Origin of the sequence: Burkholderia sp. Ac-20353 (assembly GCF_017104785.1) — a bacterium.
GTDB lineage: Bacteria > Pseudomonadota > Gammaproteobacteria > Burkholderiales > Burkholderiaceae > Burkholderia.
In genome coordinates this window covers 1-7,896 of record NZ_JAAGPL010000290.1, presented here as the reverse complement: position 1 = coordinate 7,896, position 7,896 = coordinate 1, and the positions used below count along the sequence as shown (strand labels likewise).

The 7,896-nt window shown below is 67.5% G+C and carries 9 protein-coding genes; 6 read left to right on the top strand and 3 right to left on the bottom strand.

The window, feature by feature from the left end:
- The 4 genes from G3N94_RS38175 to G3N94_RS38160 all read left to right on the top strand — a co-directional run.
- The coding region (locus G3N94_RS38175) for a (2Fe-2S)-binding protein (RefSeq protein ID WP_205799386.1) at window positions 1–252 on the top strand (252 nt) is incomplete at its 5' end.
- A gap of 210 nt (window positions 253–462) precedes the next feature.
- Window positions 463–2,436, top strand: a complete 1,974-nt coding sequence (locus G3N94_RS38170; protein ID WP_205799385.1) for an APC family permease — start codon at window positions 463–465, stop codon at window positions 2,434–2,436.
- Window positions 2,437–2,605: 169 nt separating this feature from the next.
- Window positions 2,606–3,604 carry an OmpA family protein gene (locus G3N94_RS38165; protein ID WP_205799384.1) on the top strand — a complete coding sequence of 333 codons (999 nt, stop codon included), beginning with the start codon at window positions 2,606–2,608 and terminating at the stop codon, window positions 3,602–3,604.
- A 255-nt stretch (window positions 3,605–3,859) separates the two neighbouring features.
- Complete coding sequence (locus G3N94_RS38160) at window positions 3,860–4,180, top strand: DUF1840 domain-containing protein (RefSeq protein WP_205799383.1); 321 nt, start codon at window positions 3,860–3,862, stop codon at window positions 4,178–4,180.
- Between the two features lie 80 nt (window positions 4,181–4,260).
- Here the strand turns inward: G3N94_RS38160 and G3N94_RS38155 are convergent, their stop codons facing one another.
- Window positions 4,261–4,419: a hypothetical protein gene (locus G3N94_RS38155; protein WP_185732364.1), complete on the bottom strand. Its 159-nt coding sequence runs from the start codon at window positions 4,417–4,419 to the stop codon at window positions 4,261–4,263.
- A 415-nt stretch (window positions 4,420–4,834) separates the two neighbouring features.
- Window positions 4,835–5,023 carry a hypothetical protein gene (locus G3N94_RS38150; RefSeq protein WP_205799382.1) on the bottom strand — a complete coding sequence of 63 codons (189 nt, stop codon included), beginning with the start codon at window positions 5,021–5,023 and terminating at the stop codon, window positions 4,835–4,837.
- Window positions 5,024–5,422: 399 nt separating this feature from the next.
- On the opposite strand from G3N94_RS38150, the gene G3N94_RS38145 reads away from it, so the two are divergent.
- The gene (locus G3N94_RS38145) at window positions 5,423–7,366 is read left to right on the top strand and encodes a DUF3857 and transglutaminase domain-containing protein (protein ID WP_205799381.1); all 1,944 of its coding nucleotides are present in this window, start codon (window positions 5,423–5,425) and stop codon (window positions 7,364–7,366) included.
- A gap of 44 nt (window positions 7,367–7,410) precedes the next feature.
- Entirely contained in the window at window positions 7,411–7,578 is a 168-nt protein-coding gene (locus G3N94_RS38140; RefSeq protein WP_205799380.1) for a hypothetical protein, read from the top strand.
- A gap of 91 nt (window positions 7,579–7,669) precedes the next feature.
- On the opposite strand, the gene G3N94_RS38135 is transcribed toward G3N94_RS38140, so the two are convergent.
- On the bottom strand, window positions 7,670–7,896 hold a 227-nt coding region (locus G3N94_RS38135), incomplete at its 5' end, for a helix-turn-helix transcriptional regulator (RefSeq protein WP_205799379.1).

Here is a 7,896-nt window from a genome sequence, read left to right as displayed (position 1 = left end):
CTGCTGTTCGCGGGGCGCGTGCCGCTGCAGGCCGCGCCCGCGCGCGGCCGCGCGGTCTGCAACTGCGTCGGCGTCAGCGAGCGTGAGATCCAGACCGCGCTTGCCGCGTGCCCGGCGTCCGCGACGCCGGCGGAGCGGCTCGCGGGCCTGCAGGCGCAGCTCAAATGCGGAACGCAGTGCGGTTCGTGCGTGCCCGAGCTGCGGCGCATGATCGCCGAGACCGCTGGCGCGGCGGTGCACGCTGCGACGTGACTTGACGTGACGTGACGTGACGTCTCGCGCCGCCCCACGAGCGTCGGGCTGCACCGGTTGTAGCGAGGCTGTCTGCATGATGTCGGCGTTTTGAAAGCGCCGCGGCCAATACCCGACGCCGCACTATGGAATACGCCGACTGGCGGCCTTACCGGAACTCATTTATTTTTAGAGAAGTGACGCCCGCGCGTCGCGCGTTCCGGAGGGATCATGGCCACACTCCAGAAGGTCTGGCAGCTGCTCGTCGGAAAACCGCTCGACCCGCTCGATCCGCGCACGCGCCATGCGATCGCGGTCACGCCGCTGCTCGCGTGGGTCGGCCTCGGCGCCGACGGCCTGTCGTCGTCGTGCTACGGCCCGGAAGAGGCGTTCCTCGCGCTCGGCCAGCACCACCCGCTCGCGCTGTTCCTCGCGCTCGCGACCGCCGCGACGGTGTTCATCATCGCGCTCGGCTACAACCAGGTGATCGAACTGTTCCCGACAGGGGGCGGCGGCTACCGCGTGTCGACCGCGCTGCTCGGGGCAAAGCCCGGGCTCGTGTCCGGCGCGGCGCTGCTCGTCGACTACGTGCTGACGGTCGCGACGTCGCTTGCGAGCGGCGTCGACGCGTTCTTCAGTCTGCTGCCGGTCAGTGCGCAGGCGTTCAAGCTGACGACCGAGATCGTGCTGATCCTGCTGATGACCGGCCTCAACTTCCGCGGCATGCGCGAATCGATCATCGTGCTGCTGCCGATCTTCCTCGGTTTCGTCGTGCTGCACTTCGGGCTGATCGTCTACGGCGTCGCGGTGCACGGCGACCATCTCGTGTCGATCGTCCCCGATGCGGTGCACGAAGCGCATACGATGTCGCAGTCGCTCGGCACCTTCGTGATGCTCGCGCTGCTGATGCGCGCGTTCTCGCTCGGCGGCGGCACGTACACCGGCCTCGAGGCGGTGTCGAACAACGTGAACATGCTCGCGGAGCCGCGCGTGCCGAGCGGCAAGGTGACGATGTGGTACATGGCGACGTCGCTTGCGTTCACGGCCGGCGGGATCATCCTGCTCTACATGCTGTGGCACGCGAAGCCGGTCGAAGGGCAGACGCTCAACGCGGTCGTGTTCGGCAGCGTGATCGACCACCTCGGCCTCGGCTCGTCGTTCGCGCGGCATGCGCTGCTCGCGGCCGTGCTCGCGTTCGAGGCCGGGCTGCTGCTCGTCGGCGCGCAGACCGGCTTCCTCGACGGCCCGGCGGTGCTGTCGAACATGGCGTCCGACTCGTGGGTGCCGCGCCATTTCCGCGACCTGTCGACGCGGCTCGTGCGGCAGAACGGGATCATCGTCGTCGGCATGTCGAGCCTGCTGATCCTGCTGTGGACCCACGGCAACGTCGACGTGCTGGTCGTGCTGTACAGCATCAACGTGTTCCTGACGTTCAGCATGTCGCTGCTCGGCATGAGCACTTACTGGTGGCGGCATCGCCGCCAGGATCGCGGCTGGTACAAGCATTTCTGCCTGACCGCGCTCGGGCTGGTCGTCACGTCGACCGTGCTCGTGATCACGCTGATCGAGAAGTTCACGGCCGGCGGCTGGCTGACGGTGCTCGTGACGAGCGCGGTGATTGCGCTGTGCTTCATGATCAACCGGCACTATGCGTATACGCGCGAGCAGCTCGCGAAGGAGGATGCGCTGTTCTCCGGTGCGCCGCCGGCGGTCGACGAAGCGAGCGCGCCGGGCAAGCCCGACCCGTCGCTACCGACCGCGGTGCTGCTGGTCGGCAAGCATCGCGGCGCGAGCATGCATGCGCTGCTGTGGGTCAACCGGCTGTTCCCCGGACATTTCCGCAACGTGATCTTCCTCGCGGTCGGCGAAGTCGACGCGAAGGCGTACGACGGGCACGAGCACCTCGAGCGGCTGCGGCACACGATCACCGAATCGCTCGACTATTACGTCGCGCATTGCAGGCGCAACGGCATCGCGGCGGATTACCGGATCGGGTTCGGCACGAATCCGGTCGTCGAGTTCATGAATCTCGCGTCGGCCACGCTGAACGAGTTTCCGAACAGCGTGTGCTTCGCGAGCAAGCTGATCTTCAAGCGCGTGAATTTCCTGACTGCGTGGCTGCACAACCAGACGCCGGTCGAGTTGCAGGCGCGGCTGCACGTCGAGGGCAAGCAGATGGTGCTGCTGCCGATGAACGTCGGGTAGCAATGCACACGAAAGGCGCTCGCGCACGCTTGTAAACGATTCAATATGACGTGCCGCGTCAGATCGTCAGTAATAGAAAATTATCGATGAGATTTTCCGGAAAGATTTGGTAAGATTCGCGCGGCTTCGCCGCATTAAATCGAACAACAAATCCTTTCCGAGAGACTCAATGAAGAACGCAGCATCGTCCGCATTCCATATCATGCGCGGTGGCCGCCGTGCGCTGTCCGCCGCCGTACTGATGTCGCTGTCCACGCTGGCATTCGCCGCCGCCGGCGACGAACCGGGCTCGAAAGACCATCCGCTGCTCACGCGCTTTGCGGGCGCGACCATCAGCGCCTATTCGCAGACGCCGTTCGACGAGGCCTTCCTGCCGAACCAGCCGATCGAAGACGAGAAGACCGCGAAGGGCCTGAATCTGGAAGGCAAGGTCACGCGGATCTCGTACTCGATCGGCGGCGGCCGCTCGACGCTGGAAGTCGAGCGCAACTATCTCGATGCATTGCAGAAGGGCGGTTTCCAGATCCTGTTCCGCTGCACGGCGGAGCAATGCGGCAAGAGCGGCGACTTCCAGAGTCTCGTGATCAACTCGGGACGCCTGCGCAAGGCGGGCGGCGGCCCGGCCAATTTCGGCGGCAAGCACCGCACGATCCTCGCGAAGCTGCCGCGCGCATCGGGCGACGCCTACGTGTTCCTGCACATCATGGACGATTCGGCGTCGAACAATCGCACGGCCGTCTATGAGGAAGTCGTCGAGGTGAAGCCGATGGAGACCGGGCAGGTCAAGGTGGTCGATTCGAGCACGCTGCAGAAAGGGCTCGCGGCGACCGGCAAGGTCGCGCTGTACGGCATCTATTTCGATACCGACAAGGCGCAGGTGAAACCGGAATCGAAGCCGCAGCTCGACGAGATGGCGAAGCTGCTGACGGCCAACCCGGGCCTGAAGGTGTACATCGTCGGCCATACCGACAACCAGGGCCAGTTCGCGCACAACGTCGACCTGTCGCAGAAGCGCGCCGAAGCCGTTGCGCAGGCACTCGCGACGACCTATCGGATTGCGCCGGCACGCCTGACCGCGAAGGGCGTTGCATCGCTGTCGCCGGTCGCATCGAACGGCGATGATGCGGGTCGCACGCAGAACCGCCGCGTCGAGCTCGTCCAGCAGTAACCGTCGTTCAGCCCGGCTGCTTGAATGTATCACAACGTGATATAAAATCAAAGCAGGCCTTCGGGCCGTTCGAACACGATACCGGCGACGAACCGGGCGACGTCTGGAGCCACGTTGCCGGGCGAATGCCTGACCCCTGAGGGCCGGACCGCGCCGCGGCATCGTGACGGGGCGGCCGGGGGCCTCGCCGCACCCGGCGACCATGAACACGGGTGCGGCGTCGGGCATCCACGACAACGACACAAGGCACGAGCGATGATGGTGACGTTTCGTTCATCCGCTTCCCCCGATATCGTGATGCTGCGCGATCTCGCGCAGTATCTGCTCGGGCTGGTCGGCAAAGGGCTCGACGTCAGGGGCGTGATACTCCCCGACGACCTGCCGGCAGCCATCGCGCGCCTCGAGCAGGCGATCGACGAAGAAAATGTCCGCGAGCATGCGCATGAGCGTTCGACGCAGACGCTGCATGCGGACGTGCAGCCGCTGCCGGGCGGGCTGGCGCAACGGGCTTGGCCGCTGCTGGACATGATGCGCGAAGCCAGCAAGCACGGGCAGCATGTGATGTGGGGTGTATAGGCGCGTCATGCGTGTGCCGATACGCATCGCGGAGGGATGCACGGGTTACCGGGCGAATCGAACGTCCGGCTGGAACTGGCTCACGGATGACGATGCGAGCGCGAGCGATGCGGCCGCCGCAGCGGCTTGTGATGCAGCTTGTCGCGCAACCGGTCGCGGCCGTGCTGTCCCGCGAAGAACAGCAGCGCGAGCGCCAGGATGGCGAGAAGCACGATGGTCTGCACGATGCCGTGTTCCATGTTGCCTCCGGCAGGAATGGCCGACGGGCCGGCGATGCGTCCGCGGTGAGCGCACGCGCGACGCGACGAGCGCGCTCGCGCAAATCTCGAAGATCTCGCAGCGCCGATAGATCAAGCGTAACGGTGCTTCCATTGTAGGTGCTCCCGCTCGGCACGCCGGCAACGGTGGCGCGCCGATGGCGTCCGCATGCGCGCAAACGCCGGGCGATCGACGGGGGCTTTCATAGGAAGAATCGGCGCCGCACAGTGTGTCCAGATCGGAATCGTGCGCCGCGCATGACGTGCCGCGTCGCATCGCATCGCGTTACGCAGAATGTCACGCCTTATCACGCCGAATGCCCGCCGCCGCGACGTCTTGCACCGGCATGGCCGCGGCCGGCATCCGCGTGTTCCGGATGCGCGATGCGATGCGTGCTCACGTCATCATCGGGATCGCTTCGATCAGCGCGATACCGAGCAGCGCACCGATTACCGCGCCGATCAGCTTCGGATGCCAGCGGTCTCCCAGATGCAGCGACGTCAGCAGCGCGCCGATCAGAATCACGCCCAGCAGCGCGAACGCAACCACGAGGTAGCCGATTTCGAGTTCGCTGTTGATCACCATGACGCCTCCTTGCCCGCTTCGGACCTGTCGTTTCCGCCAATTCATCGGGCGTGCACGGTCAGCGAGGCCTGTTCGAATTATATATCACGGCATGATATAAATCGCGACGCCGGACAATCCCTCGGTCGAGCCGCGCGACAGTTGCAGCGGGATCCTGAACCGGCGATCCGGGCACCCGATGCGCGGGATGCCCGGTAATCGTGCGCGCATGGCCTCGCTTGACGCGTGCGGGTGCGTCACACACACTGGCCTGAACGGGGACGGCATCGCGCGGTCTCCCGGCACGGCAACGGCGATACCGCGCGACACGCGCGCGGCGGCGTTCCGTCACGGCACGCCGATACGAACGGCGCGGAGAGGGTCGATGTGGCGCGATTTGATTTCAGACTGATCGCTTTCGTGCGCGCTTTCGCGCTCGCGTGCGCGGCGGCGTGCTGCACGGCCGCGCCTGCGGCGTCGGCCGGCGTCGGCACCGATGCTGGCACCGACGTCGGCACCAAGGCTGGCGACGAAGCGCCGACCACGCTCGAAAGCGACGTCCACGTGTTCGTGATCCAGCGCGACGGCTCGCTCGCCGAGGACGACGATGCGACGCTGCGCGCGAACACCGCGAGCGGGATCGACGCGATCGCGCAACGCTACGTGTGGTACGACAAGGATCTCGAGAAGGTCGACCTCACCGCGGCCGAGACGATCGATCCCGACGGCGTCGCGCGCCCGGTCGGCCCCGATGCGATCCGCGACGTGCAGGAGCCGCGCTCCGCCGGTGCGCCGACGTTCCAGGACGGCGTGTTGCGCACCGTCGTGTTTCCGGGCGTCGAAGCCGGATCGCGCACGCGCGTCGCGTTCCACAAGGTGCGCACGCGGCCGCTCAATCCCGGCTACTTCGACTACTTCGTCGAGCCGTCGCGCGAGCCGGTCGACAGCCAGCGGCTGATTTTCGACCTGCCGGCCGACCTGCCGCTCCATGCGGACGCGCGCGGCTACGTCGCGCTGCCGCCGGTGACCGCGAACGGCCGCACGCGCTACGAGTTCGACTATCACCACGGCGCGTATCCGCGCGTCGAGAACGGTGCGGTCGGCTATCCGACCGACGGCGACCGGCTGATGGTGTCGACATTGCCCGACTATGCGTCGTTCGCCGCGCGCTACCGGCATGCGGCGGCCGACCCGAGCGCGCAGGATCCGGCGCTCGTGCAGCTCGCGCAGGCGCTCACCGCGAACGCACCCGACCCGCGCGGCAAGGCGCGCATCCTGTACGACTGGGTGCATTGGAACGTGCGTTATGTCGCGCTGTTTCTCGGCGAGACCGCGGCCGCGCCGCATCGCGTGACCGACATCCTGCGCAATCGCTATGGCGACTGCAAGGATCACGTCGCGCTGTTCGGCGCGCTGCTCGCGGCGGTCGGCATCCGCAGCGAGCCTGTGCTGCTGAACCTCGGCTCGGTCTATACGCTGCCGTCGGTGCCCGGTTACGGCGGCGGCGCGATCAATCACGCGATCACGTGGCTGCCCGACCTCGGGCTGTATGCGGACACGACGACGGGCGGCATCGCGTTCGGCTACCTGCCGCCGATCGTGATGGACCGGCCAGCGCTGCGGGTGGACGACGGCGTGCTGTCGCGCACGCCGGCGACGCAGCCGCGCACGCGCACCGCGCGCCTCGTGATCGACGCGTCGCGGCGGGATGCGCAGCGCTACCAGTCGTATGTCGAGGACGACGGCTGGACGGCCGAACTCGAACGCAGCGTGTTCCGCCGCGCGACCGGCGACCAGGTCCGGCTGCTGGCCGCCGAGCGCTTGCGGCAGAGCGGGCTGCGCGGCACCGCGCAGCTCGTCACCACCGACCGCGCGCAGACGGACGGGCCGTTCGGCGTGACGATGACGGGTACGCTCGACCACGTCGTGTGGCCGGATGGCACGACCGCAGTGCCTGCGCTGTCGAGCCTGACGGGCGGGATCGCGACCCAGGTGCAGGGCTGGCTCGCGGAGCCGGTGCGCACGCAGCCGTGGGTGTGCATCGGCGGCGAGTTCGACGAAACCGCGCAGATCGCGTTGCCGGCCGACGTCGCGGTGACCGACGTGCCGGCCGACGCGGCGGTGCGCGACCGCTTCGTCGAGTTCGCGTCGCACTATGTGTTCGACGCGAGCGCGAACGTCGTGCAGATCACGCGGCGGCTGCGTGCGCGGTTCGGCGGGCAGGTGTGCTCGCCGGACGACTACGCGGCGCTGCGCGCGTCGCTCGAGCGGATCGAGCGCGATACGCAGGCGCAGATCGTCGTGCGCGCGAAGGCGCAGCGCACGGCTGCGGAGCGGCCGGCACACGCGGGTGCACCGGCCTGAAGTGAATCGAGCGTCCGGTCCGACGGGCGCGCAGGAGGTGAATCATGACCGAACGTGATTACGAAATCGGCGATCTCGCGAAGGAGATCCTGGGGCGGATCGTGCAGGGCACCCTGTCGGCCGGTGCGACGGTGGACGTCGAACAGAGCGCGGAGCTGGCCGTTCGATGTGCGACGGCGCTGATCGACAAGCTGGAGGAACGGGCCGGCTGACGCGGTTGGCGGACGGCGGCGCGGGGCTGGCTAGCGTGGAGCTAGCGGCGGGCGGCAAGCAGCGAGCAGCGGGCGGACAGCGGTTCGACGATCAGGACGCGTCGTCGCCCGCGCCGTCGCCAGCCCGCACCGCGCCCGGCGGCCGGCCGACCACCCGCTTGAACGCACGGCTGAACGCGGCGAGCGACCCGTAGCCGAGCCGGTATGCGACCGTCTCGATCGCTTCGCGGTCTCGGGCGATCCATTGCGCGGCGAGCCGCATCCGCAGCTCGGCCAAGTAGCGCCCGGGCGTCATCCCGGTGGCCGCGCGAAACCGCT